We start from the raw sequence: 16,544 nt of genomic DNA, 5'->3' as shown, positions 1-16,544 counted from the left end.
CTCTTCTTTATAGATGCGCATCTCTGGGGTGACGTTGTCGAACAGACAGCCACCGAGGAAGAAGCCTTCTTCATGACCGGCCACGCTGAAACCACGACCGTCGACCACCAGGGTCGCGCCCGCTGCCACGCCGTCATCCACGTAACCGCTGACTTTGTCGCGCGCCTGACCGGTCACCAGTGGCCCCATGTCCAGACCGCACGAAGTGCCAGCACCGATTTTCAGCGCCTTGATTTGTGGAACCAGTTTGGCCACCAGTGCATCCGCTACCTGGTCCCCCACACACACGGCCACCGAGATCGCCATGCAGCGCTCGCCGCAGGAACCATAAGCCGCGCCCATCAGTGCGCTGACCGCGTTGTCCAGATCGGCATCCGGCATCAGCACGGCATGGTTCTTCGCGCCGCCCAGTGCCTGGACGCGCTTGCCGCGCTTGGTGCCTTCGGCGTAGATGTATTCAGCAATCGGCGTCGAGCCAACGAAGCTCAGCGCTTTGACTTCCGGCGCTTCGATCAACGCGTCCACCGCCGTCTTGTCACCGTGCACAACACTCATCACGCCTTTCGGCAGACCGGCCTCCAGCAGCAACTGAGCGATCAGCAGTGTCGAGCTCGGGTCACGCTCGGACGGCTTGAGGATAAAGCAGTTGCCGCAGACTATCGCCAGTGGATACATCCACAGCGGCACCATGGCCGGGAAGTTGAATGGGGTGATACCGGCAACAATGCCCAGCGGCTGGAAGTCCGACCATGCGTCGATGTTCGGGCCGACGTTGCGGCTGTACTCGCCCTTGAGGATTTCCGGGGCAGCGCAAGCGAACTCGACGTTCTCGATACCACGCTTCAGTTCACCGGCGGCGTCTTCCAGGGTCTTGCCGTGTTCTTCGCTGATCAATTGCGAGATGCGCGCTTCGTTCTGCTCCAGCAGTTGCTTGAAGCGGAACATCACCTGCGCACGTTTGGCCGGTGGCGTGTTGCGCCAGGCCGGGAACGCGGCCTTGGCGGCATCGATGGCTTTCTGGATGGTGGCCTGGCTGGCCAATGGCAGCTTGTGGATAGCCTGACCAGTGGACGGATTGAACACATCAACCGCGCGACCGTTCTCGGTCACCAGTTCGCCATTGATCAAATGCGGGATAACGCTCATCGAAAACTCCTGAATTCTTGTCCACGGGCACACGTTAAGGAGTGCCCGTTTTTGTAGGTATATATAGAAGGAAAAATCAGTCGAGCTTGTTCAGCACTTCGCCGACCGCATCGAACAGACGATCGAGGTCTTGCGGCTTGCTATTGAAGGTTGGGCCGAACTGCAGGGTGTCGCCGCCGAAGCGTACGTAGAACCCGGCCTTCCACAGGGCCATGCCGGCTTCGAACGGACGCACGATGGCGTCACCGTCACGCGGGGCAATCTGGATCGCACCGGCCAGACCGAAGTTACGGATGTCGATAACGTTCTTCGAACCTTTCAGCCCGTGCAGCGCGTTTTCAAAATGCGGTGCGACGTCTGCAACGCTCTGTACCAGGTTTTCCTTTTGCAGCAGGTCGAGAGCCGCCAGGCCAGCGGCACAAGCCACCGGGTGTGCCGAGTAGGTGTAGCCGTGTGGAAATTCCACGGCGTATTCCGGGGTCGGCTGGTTCATGAAGGTCTGGTAGATCTCGGAGCTGGCAATCACCGCGCCCATCGGGATCGCGCCGTTGGTGACTTGCTTGGCGATGCACATCAGATCCGGGGTCACGCCAAAGGTGTCGGCGCCGAACATATTGCCGGTGCGGCCGAAACCGGTGATCACTTCGTCGAACACCAGCAGGATGCTGTGCTGATCGCAGATTTCGCGCAGACGTTTCAGGTAACCCTGTGGCGGAACCAGTACACCAGCGGAACCGGCCATAGGCTCAACGAATACTGCGGCGATATTCGAAGCATCGTGCAGCTCAATCAGTTTCAGCAGTTCATCGGCCAAAGCAATACCGCCCTGCTCCGGCATGCCACGGGAGAAGGCATTGCTCGCCAGCAGCGTGTGCGGCAGGTGATCGACATCCATCATCGCCTGACCGAACAGCTTACGGTTGCCGTTGACGCCGCCGAGGCTGGTGCCGGCGATGTTCACGCCGTGGTAGCCACGGGCACGGCCGATCATTTTGGTTTTGGTCGCCTGACCTTTCAGGCGCCAGTAGGCACGAACCATTTTCACGGCGGTATCGGCGCACTCGGAACCCGAGTCGGTGAAGAACACGTGGTTGAGGTTGCCCGGGGTCAGCTCAGTGATCTTCTCGGCCAGCTGGAACGACAGCGGATGACCGTACTGGAAGCCCGGCGAGTAATCGAGGGTGCCCAATTGCTTGGAAACCGCTTCCTGAATTTCCTTGCGGGTGTGGCCGGCGCCGCAGGTCCACAGCCCGGAGAGCGAGTCGTATACCCGGCGGCCTTTGTCGTCGATCAGCCAACTGCCTTCAGCACCAACGATCAGTCGCGGGTCGCGCTGGAAGTTACGGTTGGCGGTGTACGGCATCCAGTGCGCGTCCAGCTTCAGTTGGCTGGCCAGTGGCGACGGCGCGTTTTCAGGCATGTTCATCGGGCAAAACCTCGCAGGGCATAAGCGTCAGGGAGATAAAAAGCGTTGTTGCAGCTAAATTGCCACGCGGATAAAGTCGGTGAAATCCAACTCTTCTAACCTTCAGTTAGAACTTTGCTAAACAATGAGAACAATAAGATGAGCAGCCGTCGCCCCGATCCGCTGGCCCAGGTCAGTGACTTTGATATCCGCTTGCTGCGGATTTTTCGCAGTGTGGTGGAGTGCGGCGGCTTCTCGGCAGCGGAAACCGTGCTCGGCATCGGTCGCTCGGCGATCAGCCAACAGATGAGCGATCTGGAGCAGCGCCTCGGTTTGCGTCTGTGCCAGCGTGGTCGAGCCGGGTTTTCGCTGACCGAGGAAGGTCGCGAGGTGTATCAGTCGGCACTGCAACTGTTAAGTGCGCTGGAAAGCTTTCGCACCGAAGTCAACGGTCTGCACCAGCATTTGCGGGGTGAATTGATCATTGGCCTGACCGACAACCTCGTCACCCTGCCCCACATGCGCATCACCCACGCCCTCGCCCAATTGAAAGAACGCGGGCCGGATGTGCAGATCCAGATCCGCATGATTGCGCCCAATGAAGTCGAGCAAGGCGTGCTCGATGGGCGTCTGCATGTCGGCGTGGTACCGCAGGCCAGTGCGTTGTCGGGCCTCGAATATCAGCCGTTGTACAGCGAGCGTTCACTGCTTTATTGCGCTGTTGGTCACCCGCTGTTTTATGTCGATGACAAGCAACTCGATGACGAGCGCCTGAATAGTCAGGACGCGATTGCACCGACTTTTCGTTTGCCGGCGGAGATTCAGGCGCATTACCAGGCACTCAATTGCACCGCCAGCGCCTCCGACCGTGAAGGGATGGCGTTTTTGATTTTGACCGGACGCTACATCGGTTACCTGCCGGATCACTACGCCAGCCTCTGGGTGCAGCAAGGTCGTTTGCGTGCGCTGAAATCGCAAACACGTTTCTACGACCTGAGCCTCGCATCGGTCACGCGCAAGGGCCGGCGCCCTCATTTGGTGCTGGAAAGCTTTTTGGAGAGTCTGGCGGCTACGCGTTGAAAATCCGCCGAGGCCTGCCAGCGTTGGGCCCTGGCGACAAATCTGGCAAATAACCTGAGCAAGTGGACAGCTTTTTGCAGTGCAGGATCAATCCCGATCCTTCAACAAGAAGCCTTAAGCCATGCAGCCAGATTCCGCACCGTCCAGCGACCTGATCTACGGCCTCAACGACCGCCCCAAACCCGCCGCTGCAATTCTTGCCGCACTGCAACACGTGCTCGCCAGTTTCGTCGGCATCATCACCCCGCCATTGGTGATTGGCTCGGCCCTCGGGCTGACTGCGCATTTGCCTTATCTGATCAGCATGGCCTTAATGGTTTCGGGCGTCGGCACGTTTATTCAGGCGCGGCGACCATTCGGGATCGGCGCGGGAATGATCTGTCTGCAAGGCACCAGTTTCGCCTTTCTCGGTGCGGTGCTCTCCGCTGGTTTTCTGGTCAAGCAGCGCGGCGGCAGCCCGGAAGACATTCTGGCGATGATTTTCGGTGTGTGCTTTTTCGGCGCAATCGTGCAAATCGTCCTCAGCCGCTTTATCGGGCAATTGCGCCGCGTGGTCACGCCGTTGGTGACCGGAATCGTCATCACGCTGATAGGCATCAGTCTGATCAAGGTCGGCATTACCGATCTGGGCGGAGGCTTCAATGCGCCTGACTTCGGTGCGCCGGGCAATCTGGCGCTGGGCGTGTTTGTGTTGCTGACGATCATTCTGCTCAACCGCTCGAACACGCCGTGGGTGCGTCTATCGGCGATTATTATCGGTTTGCTGCTCGGCAGCCTGGCCGCGTGGTTCAGTGGGAAACTGGTGCCACAGCCGTTGCCTGACTTGCCACTGGTGAGTTTTCCTACGCCGTTCAAGTTTGGCTTCAATTTCGACTGGACGGCTTTCCTGCCGGTCGCGCTGATTTATCTGATCAGCACCATCGAAACCGTCGGCGACCTCACTGCCAATTGCATGCTCGCTCGCCAACCGATCAGCGGCCCCTCTTATATAAGCCGCCTGCGCGGTGGCGTACTCGGCGATGGCGTCAGCTGCATGATCGCCGCGACCTTCAGCGCTTTTCCCAATACTACGTTCGCGCAGAACAACGGCGTGATTCAGTTGACCGGCGTCGCCAGCCGCTACGTCGGGCTGTACATCGGCGCGATTCTGTTTTGCCTCGGCTTGTTCCCGATGATCGGCGCGGTGCTGCAACAGATTCCGAAACCGGTGCTCGGCGGCGCGACCCTGGTGATGTTCGGCGCGGTGGCGGCTGCCGGTGTGCGCATCCTCGCGCAGTCGCCGCTGGATCGACGCAGCATGTTGATCATCGCCACGTCGTTCGGCGTCGGCCTGGGCATCGCCGCACAACCGACCCTGCTACACCTGCTGCCGAAGCTGGTGCAGAACCTGTTTGATTCGGCGATCACCAGCGGCGGCCTGACCGCAATCATCCTGTGCCTGCTGCTGCCGGAGTCGAAAACCGAGGCCGCTGAAGCGCACGCGCCGCTGAACAAGATCGAACAGGCGTAACGGTTTTTCGCGCAAGGACTTGTCGGATGCCTGTGGGTGCGCTATCAACGCAACTGGTTGCACCCACAGACAAACCCGGAAGTGCCTATGACCTTTGAAGTCCCTGCCCATGGCGGCAAACCCGCCAGCCGCATTCGTCAGAAGAACGAAGAGACCATCCTCAAAGCCGCCGAAGACGAGTTCGCTCGTCACGGGTACAAAGGCACCAGCATGAACACCATCGCGCAGAATGCCGGGTTGCCCAAGGCCAACCTGCATTACTACTTCACCAACAAGCTTGGCTTGTACGTGGCGGTGCTGAGCAACATCATCGAGTTGTGGGACAGCACCTTCAACACCCTCACCGCCGAGGACGATCCGGCCGAAGCGCTGACTCGCTACATCCGCGCCAAGATGGAATTCTCCCGCCGCCAGCCACAGGCCTCGCGGATCTTTGCGATGGAAGTGATCAGCGGCGGCGAATGCCTCAGCGAATATTTCAATCAGGATTATCGCGCCTGGTTCACTGGCCGCGCTGCGGTATTTCAAGCGTGGATCGATGCGGGCAAAATGGACCCGGTCGATCCGGTGCACTTGATCTTCCTGTTGTGGGGCAGCACTCAGCATTATGCCGACTTCGCCACGCAGATCTGCCGCGTCAGTGGTCGCAGCAAGTTGACCAAGCAGGACATGGAAGACGCCGGCAACAACCTGATCCGCATCATTCTCAAAGGCTGCGGCCTCACTCCTCCTCTATAAGACGTTTATGCCTTTCACCCTCAGCGGTTTTTGCGAGTACCGCGAAGAGATTCGCAAAAGCCGCTTTATCACCTTCGCCACGCCGATCGGCAGCCCTGCCGACGCGCAGGCGTTTTTCGAGCAGTACAGCGACCTGAACGCCTCGCACAATTGCTGGGCGTGGAAACTCGGCGATCAATACCGCAGCAATGACGACGGCGAACCGGGCGGCACGGCCGGGCGCCCGATTCTGGCGGCGATTGAAGCGCAGGATTGCGATCAGGTCGCGGTATTGGTGATCCGTTGGTACGGCGGCATTCAACTCGGCACGGGGGGTTTGGCCCGGGCGTATGGCGGGGGCGCGAACAAGTGCCTGCAGACGGCGGCCAAAATCGAATTGATCAGCCGGGTGCCGTTGAGCTGTGCTTGCGGGTTTGCCGAGTTGGCGCTGGTGAAGTTGCGGCTGGCCGATCTGGGTGGATTGGTTGTCGAAGAAAACTTCACGGCAAACGGCGTTGAGTTGAAGTTGGCGGTGGGTGAGGCGCAGATCGATGTCTTGCAAACCCAGCTAGCTGATTTGAGCCGTGGGCGGATTTTGCTGCAGCGGTGAAGCTCAGATCAAAAGATCGTCCGATCGCGGCTCGAGCGTTCCGCAGCTCCTACATTTGAAATGCGCTCCCCTGTTGGAGCTGCCGAAGGCTGCAATCTTTTGGGGCGATCCCGAATTTCCTTATTCCACAGAGTTGCCCACATCGGCTGTGCACCCGACTGTGGATAACCTGAGTACATTCCGCTGTAACCCTTCTGTCACGTGGCTTTGCGCGGTTTGTTCACTTTTCGTTCAATTCACTCGACGAAACGATAATTTCAAACAGAAACAGTCAGTTAGCGCGGTTTATCACCATTAGAAGAAAGCACCGCAGTGCTTATGCCCGGGATTGCAGCTTGCGCACAATAACTGTGGAACAAGCTGTGGATAACCCGTTCATGGCTGGCGCAGTCGCTGGATCCATCTAGCCCCCAAGGGATTGCTCGTTTTTTGATCATATCGCGACGGGCAAAACTGGCGCCCGAGCAACGGCTTTGCTCTGAATTGGTGCCATCGTCGTACGTGATTCGGTCTTCAATGCTCTATACCGAGTGCTGCCACACGCGGCCCGCTCGCGTTCCTGACTCAATGGCCAGGAAATTGCTTTATCCACAGGCACAACTCCAAGCAAGTCGAGCCTGTCATGCCAATTGCTTCCAACACCCCGCGCCTGCAACTGCGCCACATCAGCAAACGCTACCCCGGTTGTCTGGCCAACGATGCCATCGACCTGAGCATCACCCCCGGTGAAATTCACGCCCTGCTCGGTGAAAACGGTGCGGGCAAAAGTACGTTGATGAAGATCATCTACGGCGTCACCCAGGCCGACACCGGCGAGATGCTTTGGCAAGGTCAGCCGGTGAATATCCGCAACCCGGCGCAGGCGCGGCAGTTGGGGATTGGCATGGTATTCCAGCATTTCTCACTGTTCGAAACCCTCAGCGTGGCGCAAAACATTGCTTTGGCGATGGGCGCAGCAGCCGGCACGCCGAAACAACTGGAACCGAAAATTCGTGAAGTGTCGCGCCGTTATGGCATGGCGCTGGAGCCGGAGCGACTTGTCCACAGCCTGTCGATCGGCGAGCGGCAACGGGTGGAGATCATTCGTTGCCTGATGCAGGACATTCGCCTGCTGATTCTCGACGAGCCGACCTCGGTGCTGACGCCGCAAGAGGCCGACGAATTGTTTATCACCCTGCGCCGCCTCGCCGCCGAAGGCTGCAGCATTCTGTTTATCAGCCACAAACTCGCTGAAGTGCGCGCGTTGTGCCACAGCGCGACGGTTCTGCGCGGTGGGCGCGTGGCCGGGCATTGCCTGCCAGCGGAGTGCTCGGATCAGCAATTGGCGCAGATGATGGTCGGCGAAGCGGCGGCGTTGATTGGCGACTATCCGAAGGTCAGCGGCGGCGCGGCGTTTTTGCGGGTGAAGGGCTTGAGTTGGCACAACCCGGATCCGTTTAGCTGCTCGCTGACTGACATTGATGTGCAAGTGCGCAGCGGCGAAATTGTCGGCATCGCCGGGGTCGCTGGTAATGGCCAGGATGAGTTGCTGGCCCTGCTCAGCGGCGAGCAAACCTTGCCTCGGGCGCAAGCCGCGACCATTCGATTCGCCGAGCAACACGTCGCCGATTTGCGCCCGGATGCCCGCCGCAAACTGGGCCTGGCTTTCGTCCCCGCCGAACGCCTCGGGCATGGCGCGGTGCCGGAATTGAGTCTGGCGGATAACGCCCTCCTCACCGCTTTCCAACAGGGCCTGGTCAGTAACGGTTTGATCGATCGCGGTAAAGTCGAAGCCCTCGCCCAACAGATCATTCAACGCTTCGGCGTAAAAACTCCGGACACGCAAACCGCCGCGCGCAGCTTGTCCGGCGGCAATCTGCAGAAATTCATCCTCGGCCGGGAAATCCTCCAGCAACCGAAACTGCTGATCGCCGCGCACCCGACCTGGGGCGTCGACGTTGGCGCCGCCGCGACCATTCACCGTGCGCTGATCGCGCTGCGCGATGCCGGCGCGGCGATTCTGGTGATCTCCGAAGACCTCGACGAATTGTTCCAGATCAGCGACCGCCTCGGCGCGCTGTGCGATGGACGTTTGTCGGCACTGCAAGACACCAGCAAGACACAACTCAGCGACGTTGGCGGCTGGATGGCCGGCCAGTTCGACCACGCCCCTTCAGCCGCCACGGTTTAACGGAGTTATACACATGCTGCTTTCCCTCGAACCCCGTGGCCAGCAATCGCGCCTGATGCTGTGGTGCTCGCCGTTATTGGCGGCGGCGCTGACGCTCGGTTGCGGCTCGCTGCTGTTTATCGCCCTTGGTCATGATCCGCTGCAAACCTTGCACACGCTGCTGATCGCACCGGTCAGCGATTTGTATGGCGTCTCTGAATTGTTGGTAAAGGCGCTGCCGATTCTGCTCTGCGCACTGGGCTTGGCAGTGGCCTATCAGGCGCGAATCTGGAACATCGGCGCCGAAGGTCAATTGCTCCTCGGCGCACTCGCCGGCAGTGCCTTGGCGGTGAATATCATCGACCTGCAAAGCCGCTGGGCGCTGGTGTTGATTCTGCTCACCGGCACCCTCGCCGGCGCGGCATGGGCCGGGCTGACTGCGTGGTTGCGCACACGCTTCAACGCCAACGAAATCCTCACCAGCATCATGCTCAATTACATCGCGCTGAATCTGCTGCTGTTCTGCGTGCACGGGCCGCTGAAGGATCCCGCTGGGTTCAACTTTCCCGAATCGGCGATGTTCGGCGATGCCAGCCGTTTGCCGTTGTTGATGGAGGATGGCCGCGTGCACGCCGGGGTGTATTTCGCCTTGCTCGCACTGGTCGCGGTGTGGGTGTTGTTGCAGAAAAGCTTTGTCGGTTTCCAGATCAAAGTACTCGGGCTGGACAAGCGCGCGGCGGGGTTCGTCGGCTTTCGCGAGAAGCGGCTGATCTGGCTGGCGCTGTTGATCAGTGGCGGCTTGGCCGGGCTCGCGGGTGTCTGCGAGGTCACCGGACCGATTGGCCAATTGGTGCCGCAGGTGTCGCCGGGATACGGCTACGCGGCAATCACCGTGGCGTTTCTCGGACGCCTCAATCCGATCGGGATTCTGTTTTCCAGCCTGTTGATGGCGCTGCTGTATATCGGCGGCGAGAGCGCGCAAATGACCCTGAATCTGCCGCAAGCGATCACCCAGTTGTTTCAGGGAATGATGCTGTTTTTCCTGCTCGCCAGTGACGTGCTGATTCTCTATCGGCCACGCCTGAACCTGCGTTGGGTGAAGCGCACTTCGACCACTGCCGTAACCGCCGGAGCGCTGTGATGGATATCGATCTGTTGAGCAATATTTTCTACGCCATGGTGCGTTGCGGCACGCCGTTGTTGCTGGTGGCGCTGGGGGAATTGATCTGCGAGAAGAGCGGCGTGCTCAACCTCGGGCAGGAAGGGATGATGCTGTTTGGCGCGGTGATCGGTTTTATCGTCGCGCTCAACAGCGGCAACCTGTGGCTTGGCGTGTTGTTGGCGATGCTGGCCGGGATGTTGTTGTCGTCGCTGTTTGCGCTAGTGGCGTTGGTGTTCAACGCCAATCAGGTAGCGACCGGATTGGCCCTGACGATTTTCGGTGTCGGGCTGTCGACCTTTGTCGGCGCAGCTTGGGTCGGTAAACCACTGGCCGGTTTTGAGCCGTTGGCGATTCCTTATCTGAGTGAGATTCCGCTGATCGGGCGGATGCTGTTTGCTCAGGATTTGCTGGTGTATCTGTCGTTCGCGCTGTTTGCGCTGGTGGCGTGGGTGATCATCAAAAGTCGTGTCGGGTTGATCATTCAAGCGGTCGGCGAGAATCCGGATGCGGCCAGTGCAATGGGGTTGCCGGTGTTGACCGTGCGCACGTTGGCGGTACTGTTCGGCGGGGCAATGGCCGGGCTGGCCGGAGCGTATTTGTCGCTGGCGTACACGCCAATGTGGGCGGAAAACATGACCGCCGGGCGTGGCTGGATCGCCCTGGCGCTGGTGGTGTTTGCCAGTTGGCGGGTGTGGCGGTTGTTGCTCGGGGCTTATTTGTTCGGCCTCGCCAGCATCCTGCACTTGGTGGCGCAGGGGTTGGGGCTGGCGATTCCGTCGAGTTTGCTGGCGATGCTGCCGTATGTGGCGACGATTGTGGTGCTGGTGCTGTTGTCGCGCGATGCGCTGCGGACGCGGTTGTATGCGCCGGTTTCGCTTGGGCAGCCTTGGCAGTCAGGGCATTAAGAGGTGAATTCACTGCCCTCTTCGCGAGCAAGCTCGCTCCCACAGTTGACCGAGTTCACTCAGATCCCCTGTGGGAGCGAGCTTGCTCGCGAAGGCGTCCGCACAGGCAACACCTGAGCAACGCCCCACGCCAGTTCGAAGACCAGGAAAATAATCAGGATCGAACTGGCGCCATGGGCCAAGGCATATGCTTGCCAAGTCGCAAACAAAAACCGCCCCACCGCGTCATACCGTCCATAAAGCGCCTGCGGATCACGAATCCGCAGCACCGCCCACACGCACACCACCGAGCCCAGCAAATTCGCCATCAACAGGTGCACAGGCGCAAACGCCGGCAGTTCACCGGGCAAATTCAGCGCGGTCAAAAACCCATGCAAAGAGGCAAAACTCCACGGCGTGGCAAATGCCACCGTGACGATCAGGTCATACCAGGCACTGCCAAGCACCACATTGCGATACTGCGTTGAAGTCCACATCATCCATGCTCCGCAAAATTCAGGGAGCAAGCACGGTAAAGCCTGGAGTATGCTCCAGGGTCAATAGCCTTTTTGAGAGCCCGCATGCGCATCGGTGAATTAGCCCAGGCCTGCGCCGTCAGCCGTGACACTCTGCGCTTCTACGAGCAGCGTGGGCTGATAGCCGCGCAACGCCGTGCCAACGGTTACCGCGACTATCCGCCAGACATGGTGCAACTGGTGCTCTATATCAAAACCGCGCAACGCCTGGGATTTACCCTCGGCGAGATCAGTGAAAGCGTTGCCGCGCTGTGGAACGCCCCCAACCCGGACAACGCCGTGGCGCAGTTGCTGCGCGACAAACTGCAACTGATCGAAACCCGTATGCGCGAACTCGACACGCTGCGGCAAGAGTTGCAACTTCGCCTCGGTCAGGCCTGTCCATTGAATCCATGATCCTCATTCATCAAGGAAGCCCATCATGTCTGCAAAAAACGCACTGATCATCGGCGCCTCCCGGGGCCTTGGCCTCGGTCTGGTGAAAACCCTGCTGGCCGACGGCTGGCAAGTCACCGCCACCGTGCGCAATCCGCAAAACGTCGAGGCGCTGCAAGCGCTGGGCAAGGTGCGGATCGAGAAGCTCGACATGGATGACCAGCAAGCGGTGATCACCCTGAGTCAGCAGCTCAAGGGCGAAACCTTCGACCTGCTGTTCGTCAACGCCGGGGTCAAAGGCCCGGCGGACCAGACCCCGGGCGGCGCGACACTGGCCGAAGTCGGTCAGCTGTTTTTCACCAACGCGGTGGCACCGATCAATCTGGCCCAGCGGTTTGTCGGGCAGATCCGCGATGGCAGCGGCGTGCTGGCGTTCATGAGTTCCGGGCTGGGCAGCGTGACGGTGCCGGACGCGCCGGAGTTGGCGCTGTACAAAGCGAGCAAGGCTGCGCTGAATTCGATGACCAACAGTTTTATCACGCAACTGGGTGAGCAGAAGATGACAGTGTTGTCGCTGCATCCGGGTTGGGTGAAGACGGACATGGGTGGCGAAGGGGCTGACCTTGACGTGGATACCAGCACCCGTGGGCTGGTTGATCAGGTGAATGCGTATACCGGCAAGGGCGGGCATCACTTCATCAACTACAAGGGTGAAACCATTCCCTGGTAAGCATACAAATCCCCTGTAGGAGTGAGCCTGCTCGCGATAGCGGTGTGTCGTTCAGCAAAAGTATTGCCTGATACACCGCTATCGCGAGCAGGCTCACTCCTACAAGGGACCGTGTTGTCCTGTCGGGTTGGGCTTGCCCGCTGCAACAATTTGTTTGAAACTGCGCACCTCGTCCTCGCGGCGACCCTGGATCAGCAGACAGGGCATCACTGAGCTGGCAACCCTGAACCCCATTTTCAGAGGAGCCGGCAACATGCCCGCGACCCGTACCTGGTTAAAAAATCCCCTCGCCATTTTCACCTCCAACTCGCTCGATGCCCGTGGCGGTCTTGTTGTGCAAGACGGTGTCATTGTCGAAGTCCTCGCCGCTGGCCAACAGCCGTCGGCGCCGTGCAATGCAGTGTTCGACGCCCGTGAACATGTGATCCTGCCGGGCCTGATCAACACCCACCATCACTTCTATCAAACCCTGACTCGCGCCTGGGCGCCGGTGGTCAATCAGCCGTTGTTCCCGTGGCTGAAAACCCTGTACCCGGTCTGGGCGCGCCTGACGCCGGAAAAACTCGCGCTCGCCACCAAAGTCGCTTTGGCCGAACTGCTGCTGTCGGGCTGCACCACTGCGGCCGATCACCACTACCTGTTCCCGGACGGCCTGGAAAACGCCATCGACGTGCAAGTCGAAACCGTCCGCGAACTGGGCATGCGCGCCATGCTCACTCGCGGTTCGATGAGCCTCGGCGAGAAGGACGGTGGCTTGCCGCCGCAGCAAACCGTGCAGGAAGGTCAGGTGATTCTCGACGACAGTCAGCGCCTGATTCACGAGTACCACGAGCGTGGCGACGGCGCGCAGATCCAGATCGCTTTGGCGCCGTGCTCGCCGTTCTCAGTGACCCCGGAAATCATGTCGGCCAGCGCGGAACTGGCGAACAAGCTCGACGTGCGCCTGCACACCCACTTGGCCGAAACCCTCGATGAAGAAGATTTCTGCCTGCAGCGTTTCGGCCTGCGCACCGTCGATTATCTCGACAGCGTCGGCTGGCTCGGCCCGCGCACCTGGCTGGCCCACGGCATTCACTTCAACCCGGACGAAATCGCCCGCCTCGGTCAGGCCGGCACAGGTATTTGCCATTGCCCGAGTTCGAACATGCGTCTGGCCTCCGGCATTTGCCCGAGTATCGATCTGACTGATGCCGGCGCGCTGTTTGGTCTGGGCGTCGATGGTTCGGCGTCCAACGATGCGTCGAACATGATTCTCGAAGCGCGTCAGGCGTTGTACATCCAGCGTCTGCGTTACGGCGCCGAGAAGATCACCCCGGAACGCGTGCTGGGTTGGGCGACCAAGGGTTCGGCGAGCTTGCTGGGCCGTACCGATATTGGTGAGATTGCCGTGGGCAAGCAGGCGGATCTGGCGTTGTTCAAGCTCGATGAGCTGCGCTTCTCCGGTAGCCATGACCCGATTTCGGCGTTGCTGTTGTGCGGTGCCGATCGTGCGGATCGGGTGATGATTGGTGGTAAGTGGCGCGTGGTCGATGGCCAGGTTGAGGGTCTTGATCTGAAAGGCCTGATTGCCGATCACAGCCAGGCGGCGCGCCAGTTGATCGCCGGTACCTGATCCGATCACCAATCCCTGTGGGAGCGAGCTTGCTCGCGAAGGCGTCGTGTCAGTCAATATTTGAGTTGACTGATACGACGCTTTCGCGAGCAAGCTCGCTCCCACAGTTGTTTTGTGTCGGGGCTAGAGACCGAGCAGGGACAACATGATGAACGTCGCGAACAGCACGAAGTGGGTCATGCCTTCGATGGCATTGGTCTCACCGTCATTGAGGTTGATCGCGCTGACGATCAGCGTGATGAAGATCATCACCGTCTGCACCGGCGTCATCGCCATCTGAAACGGCTGGCCGGTATACAGCGCCATCGCTTCCATCACCGGCACCGTCAAAATCACCGTCGACAGCGACGCGCCCATCGCAATGTTCACCACCGACTGCATGCGGTTGGCCAACGCTGCGCGCAACGCGGTCAAAATCTCCGGCGCGGCGGAAATCGCCGCCACCAGAATCGCCGTGATCACCGGCGGCGCGCCCGTGCCTTCCAGGCCCAGATCGAGGGTCTTCGACATCACTTCGGCCAGTGCGCCGATCACCACAATGCCAAACACCAGAATGCCGATCGACAGGCCGATGCTCGGCGCATTCGTCTGCGCGTCCTGCGGTTCTTTCTTGCGGCGTTTGTCCGGATAGCTGTAGCTGAAAAAGTAACTGTGCGGGCCGACCTGCATGCGCAGAAACAGCGCGTAAAGCACCACCATCGCGCCGATGGTGAACGCCGAATAAATCTTCCAGTTGGCCTCGGGAATAAACTCCGGCACCACCATCGACACCCCCATGGCGGTGAGGATCATCACGCTGTAGCTGCGCGCGGAATCGTCGTTATAGGACTGCTCGCCATGTTTGATCCCGCCCATCAGTGCGGCGAGGCCGAGGATGCCGTTGATGTCGAGCATCACGGCAGAATAGATCGTGTCGCGCACCAACGTGGGCGACGCTTCGTTGCTCATCATGATCGCGAGAATCACCACTTCGACCAGCACGGCCGCAAGCGTGAGGATCATCGTGCCGTAAGGATCGCCAACCTTTTCCGCGAGCAATTCGGCGTGATGGGCGACGCGCATCGAGGCGGCGACGATGAAAGCGATCAGCACCAGACCGCCGAGTAGCGCGACGATCTGGCCGCTGTGCAGCAGCCAGTGTTCCAGGGGATAGGCAACGCACGCGGCGATGACTGCCAGCAGCAGAAAGCTTTCTTGCTTGAGAATTGTGAGCATGGCGGGCCTTTTGCCGAAAGAGAGCGAATGAGCTACTGACTGCGGGGCGGCGCTAACGTTTCGTTACACCTTAGCGCACCAAGCGATGGCAGCTAGTTTCAGGCATGCACTTTTATCGGCCCTGCCGGCCCCTTCGCGAGCAAGCTCGCTCCCACATTGAAATGCGTTCACCTGTGGGAGCGAGCTTGCTCGCGAAGGTCACACTGCGGTTTCGAAGGAGTTTGTTGTCCTGTTGGTCAGCAATTTGCATTGGCCCTGACCACACACAACAAAATGGAGTTCGAATTCATGCAAATACGTCCGCTGCACAAACTGCTGTGCGCCGCCCTCGGTCTGGGAATCAGTCTGAGCGCCAGCGCTGCCGATCCGCTCAAGGTCGGTTTCGTCTATATCGGCCCGATCGGTGACCACGGCTGGACGTATCAGCATGAGCAGGGGCGCAAGGCCCTCGCGGAAAAATTCGGCAATCAGATCACCACCAACTATGTGGAGAACGTCGCCGAGGGCGCCGACGCCGAGCGGGTGATCCGCAACATGGCCAAGGATAAATACGACCTGATCTTCACCACTTCCTTCGGCTACATGAATCCCACCGTCAAAGTCGCCAAGCAGTTTCCCAAGGTGACCTTCGAACACGCCACCGGCTACAAACAGGACAAGAACCTCGGCACCTATCTGGCGCGTACTTACGAGGGTCGCTACGTCGGTGGTTTCCTCGCGGCGAAGATGACCAAGACCAAGAAGATCGGTTACGTCGCTTCGTTCCCGATCCCGGAAGTGATCCGCGACATCAACGCCATCCAGCTGGCGCTGAACAAGTACAACCCCGGCACCGAGATCAAAGTGGTGTGGGTCAACTCCTGGTTCGACCCGGGCAAGGAAGCCGATGCGGCCAACGCGCTGATCGATCAAGGCGTCGACGTGGTGTTCCAGCACACCGACAGCCCGGCGCCGATTCAGGCCGCCGAACGTCGTGGTGTGTATGCGGTGGGGTATGCCTCGGACATGGCCCACTTCGGGCCGAAAGCGGTGCTGACTTCGATCGTCAACGACTGGGCGCCGCATTACATTCAGGCGACGCAGAGCGTGATCGATCACAGCTGGAAACCTCAGGATTACTGGGGTGGGTTGAAGGAAGGCACGGTTGAACTGCCGATCAGCGACCTGGTACCGGCACCGGTGAAAGCCGAGGCCGAGCAGATCATTGCCGACATCAAGAGCGGCGCGTTGCAGCCGTTTACCGGGCCGATCAAGGATCAGGCCGGGGTCGAAAAAATCCCCGCAGGCGTAAGCGCGACGAATGCGCAACTGGCGTCGATGAATTATTACGTTGAAGGCATGAAGGCCGAGATGCCGAAGTAATCCCCCGACTCACCACGCTCCCACATTGGAAACACAGCGTATTCAAGGATT

General features: G+C 59.7%; 15 protein-coding genes (1 of these 15 cut by a window edge). 11 read left to right on the top strand and 4 right to left on the bottom strand.

The window, feature by feature from the left end:
* A protein-coding gene (locus CLU80_RS17135; protein ID WP_064118435.1) for a CoA-acylating methylmalonate-semialdehyde dehydrogenase crosses the window boundary here: on the bottom strand, window positions 1-1,146 show its 5' portion. Its footprint begins 348 nt before the window's first position; the window shows 1,146 of its 1,494 coding nt (coding positions 1-1,146); its start codon is at window positions 1,144-1,146; its stop codon lies off the left edge, out of view.
* 76 nt (window positions 1,147-1,222) lie between these two features.
* On the bottom strand, window positions 1,223-2,572 hold the full coding sequence (gene aptA, locus CLU80_RS17130) for an omega-aminotransferase AptA (protein ID WP_093430337.1): 1,350 nt from the start codon (window positions 2,570-2,572) through the stop codon (window positions 1,223-1,225).
* 138 nt (window positions 2,573-2,710) lie between these two features.
* Here aptA and CLU80_RS17125 point away from each other — a divergent pair, with 138 nt between their 5' ends.
* The 7 genes from CLU80_RS17125 (at window position 2,711) to CLU80_RS17095 (ending at window position 10,684) form a co-directional block, all read left to right on the top strand.
* The gene (locus tag CLU80_RS17125) at window positions 2,711-3,631 is read left to right on the top strand and encodes a LysR family transcriptional regulator (RefSeq protein ID WP_007914725.1); all 921 of its coding nucleotides are present in this window, start codon (window positions 2,711-2,713) and stop codon (window positions 3,629-3,631) included.
* A 121-nt stretch (window positions 3,632-3,752) separates the two neighbouring features.
* Window positions 3,753-5,141 (top strand): uracil-xanthine permease family protein, encoded by a 1,389-nt coding sequence (locus tag CLU80_RS17120; RefSeq protein WP_093430334.1) that lies wholly within the window; start codon window positions 3,753-3,755, stop codon window positions 5,139-5,141.
* A gap of 87 nt (window positions 5,142-5,228) precedes the next feature.
* On the top strand, window positions 5,229-5,879 hold the full coding sequence (locus CLU80_RS17115; protein ID WP_038360732.1) for a TetR/AcrR family transcriptional regulator: 651 nt from the start codon (window positions 5,229-5,231) through the stop codon (window positions 5,877-5,879).
* A 7-nt stretch (window positions 5,880-5,886) separates the two neighbouring features.
* Window positions 5,887-6,468, top strand: a complete 582-nt coding sequence (locus CLU80_RS17110; protein ID WP_099757923.1) for an IMPACT family protein — start codon at window positions 5,887-5,889, stop codon at window positions 6,466-6,468.
* Between the two features lie 622 nt (window positions 6,469-7,090).
* Window positions 7,091-8,638 carry an ABC transporter ATP-binding protein gene (locus CLU80_RS17105; protein WP_099757922.1) on the top strand — a complete coding sequence of 516 codons (1,548 nt, stop codon included), beginning with the start codon at window positions 7,091-7,093 and terminating at the stop codon, window positions 8,636-8,638.
* Between the two features lie 13 nt (window positions 8,639-8,651).
* On the top strand, window positions 8,652-9,758 hold the full coding sequence (locus CLU80_RS17100; RefSeq protein WP_093430325.1) for an ABC transporter permease: 1,107 nt from the start codon (window positions 8,652-8,654) through the stop codon (window positions 9,756-9,758).
* Window positions 9,758-10,684 carry an ABC transporter permease gene (locus tag CLU80_RS17095; RefSeq protein ID WP_099757921.1) on the top strand — a complete coding sequence of 309 codons (927 nt, stop codon included), beginning with the start codon at window positions 9,758-9,760 and terminating at the stop codon, window positions 10,682-10,684. The genes CLU80_RS17100 and CLU80_RS17095 overlap by 1 nt, the downstream gene beginning before the upstream one ends.
* Before the next feature lie 59 nt (window positions 10,685-10,743).
* Here CLU80_RS17095 and CLU80_RS17090 read toward each other — a convergent pair whose 3' ends face one another.
* A complete protein-coding gene (locus tag CLU80_RS17090) occupies window positions 10,744-11,160 on the bottom strand; it encodes a hypothetical protein (RefSeq protein ID WP_099759386.1) in 417 nt (138 codons plus the stop codon).
* Between the two features lie 84 nt (window positions 11,161-11,244).
* Here CLU80_RS17090 and CLU80_RS17085 point away from each other — a divergent pair, with 84 nt between their 5' ends.
* The 3 genes from CLU80_RS17085 (at window position 11,245) to CLU80_RS17075 (ending at window position 13,916) form a co-directional block, all read left to right on the top strand.
* Entirely contained in the window at window positions 11,245-11,595 is a 351-nt protein-coding gene (locus tag CLU80_RS17085) for a MerR family transcriptional regulator (protein ID WP_099757920.1), read from the top strand.
* A 22-nt stretch (window positions 11,596-11,617) separates the two neighbouring features.
* On the top strand, window positions 11,618-12,304 hold the full coding sequence (locus CLU80_RS17080) for an SDR family oxidoreductase (protein WP_099757919.1): 687 nt from the start codon (window positions 11,618-11,620) through the stop codon (window positions 12,302-12,304).
* A 253-nt stretch (window positions 12,305-12,557) separates the two neighbouring features.
* On the top strand, window positions 12,558-13,916 hold the full coding sequence (locus CLU80_RS17075; RefSeq protein ID WP_099757918.1) for an 8-oxoguanine deaminase: 1,359 nt from the start codon (window positions 12,558-12,560) through the stop codon (window positions 13,914-13,916).
* A gap of 123 nt (window positions 13,917-14,039) precedes the next feature.
* Here the strand turns inward: CLU80_RS17075 and CLU80_RS17065 are convergent, their stop codons facing one another.
* Complete coding sequence (locus tag CLU80_RS17065; protein WP_099757917.1) at window positions 14,040-15,131, bottom strand: calcium:cation antiporter; 1,092 nt, start codon at window positions 15,129-15,131, stop codon at window positions 14,040-14,042.
* Window positions 15,132-15,419: 288 nt separating this feature from the next.
* Between CLU80_RS17065 and CLU80_RS17060 the strand changes: the two genes are divergently transcribed.
* Window positions 15,420-16,493: a BMP family ABC transporter substrate-binding protein gene (locus tag CLU80_RS17060; RefSeq protein WP_099759385.1), complete on the top strand. Its 1,074-nt coding sequence runs from the start codon at window positions 15,420-15,422 to the stop codon at window positions 16,491-16,493.
* Window positions 16,494-16,544: the final 51 nt, after the last annotated feature.

It is taken from the genome of Pseudomonas sp. 29 (genome assembly GCF_002754355.1).
Lineage (GTDB): Bacteria > Pseudomonadota > Gammaproteobacteria > Pseudomonadales > Pseudomonadaceae > Aquipseudomonas > Aquipseudomonas neuropathica.
This window is presented reverse-complemented; position numbering and strand designations above follow the sequence as displayed.

Coding starts and splice junctions, on each gene's coding strand:
- aptA (WP_093430337.1), bottom strand. CDS start 2,572: ATGAACATGCCTGAAAACGCGCCGTCGCCACTGGCCAGCCAACTGAAG.
- CLU80_RS17125 (WP_007914725.1), top strand. CDS start 2,711: ATGAGCAGCCGTCGCCCCGATCCGCTGGCCCAGGTCAGTGACTTTGAT.
- CLU80_RS17120 (WP_093430334.1), top strand. CDS start 3,753: ATGCAGCCAGATTCCGCACCGTCCAGCGACCTGATCTACGGCCTCAAC.
- CLU80_RS17115 (WP_038360732.1), top strand. CDS start 5,229: ATGACCTTTGAAGTCCCTGCCCATGGCGGCAAACCCGCCAGCCGCATT.
- CLU80_RS17110 (WP_099757923.1), top strand. CDS start 5,887: ATGCCTTTCACCCTCAGCGGTTTTTGCGAGTACCGCGAAGAGATTCGC.
- CLU80_RS17105 (WP_099757922.1), top strand. CDS start 7,091: ATGCCAATTGCTTCCAACACCCCGCGCCTGCAACTGCGCCACATCAGC.
- CLU80_RS17100 (WP_093430325.1), top strand. CDS start 8,652: ATGCTGCTTTCCCTCGAACCCCGTGGCCAGCAATCGCGCCTGATGCTG.
- CLU80_RS17095 (WP_099757921.1), top strand. CDS start 9,758: ATGGATATCGATCTGTTGAGCAATATTTTCTACGCCATGGTGCGTTGC.
- CLU80_RS17090 (WP_099759386.1), bottom strand. CDS start 11,160: ATGTGGACTTCAACGCAGTATCGCAATGTGGTGCTTGGCAGTGCCTGG.
- CLU80_RS17085 (WP_099757920.1), top strand. CDS start 11,245: ATGCGCATCGGTGAATTAGCCCAGGCCTGCGCCGTCAGCCGTGACACT.
- CLU80_RS17075 (WP_099757918.1), top strand. CDS start 12,558: ATGCCCGCGACCCGTACCTGGTTAAAAAATCCCCTCGCCATTTTCACC.
- CLU80_RS17065 (WP_099757917.1), bottom strand. CDS start 15,131: ATGCTCACAATTCTCAAGCAAGAAAGCTTTCTGCTGCTGGCAGTCATC.
- CLU80_RS17060 (WP_099759385.1), top strand. CDS start 15,420: ATGCAAATACGTCCGCTGCACAAACTGCTGTGCGCCGCCCTCGGTCTG.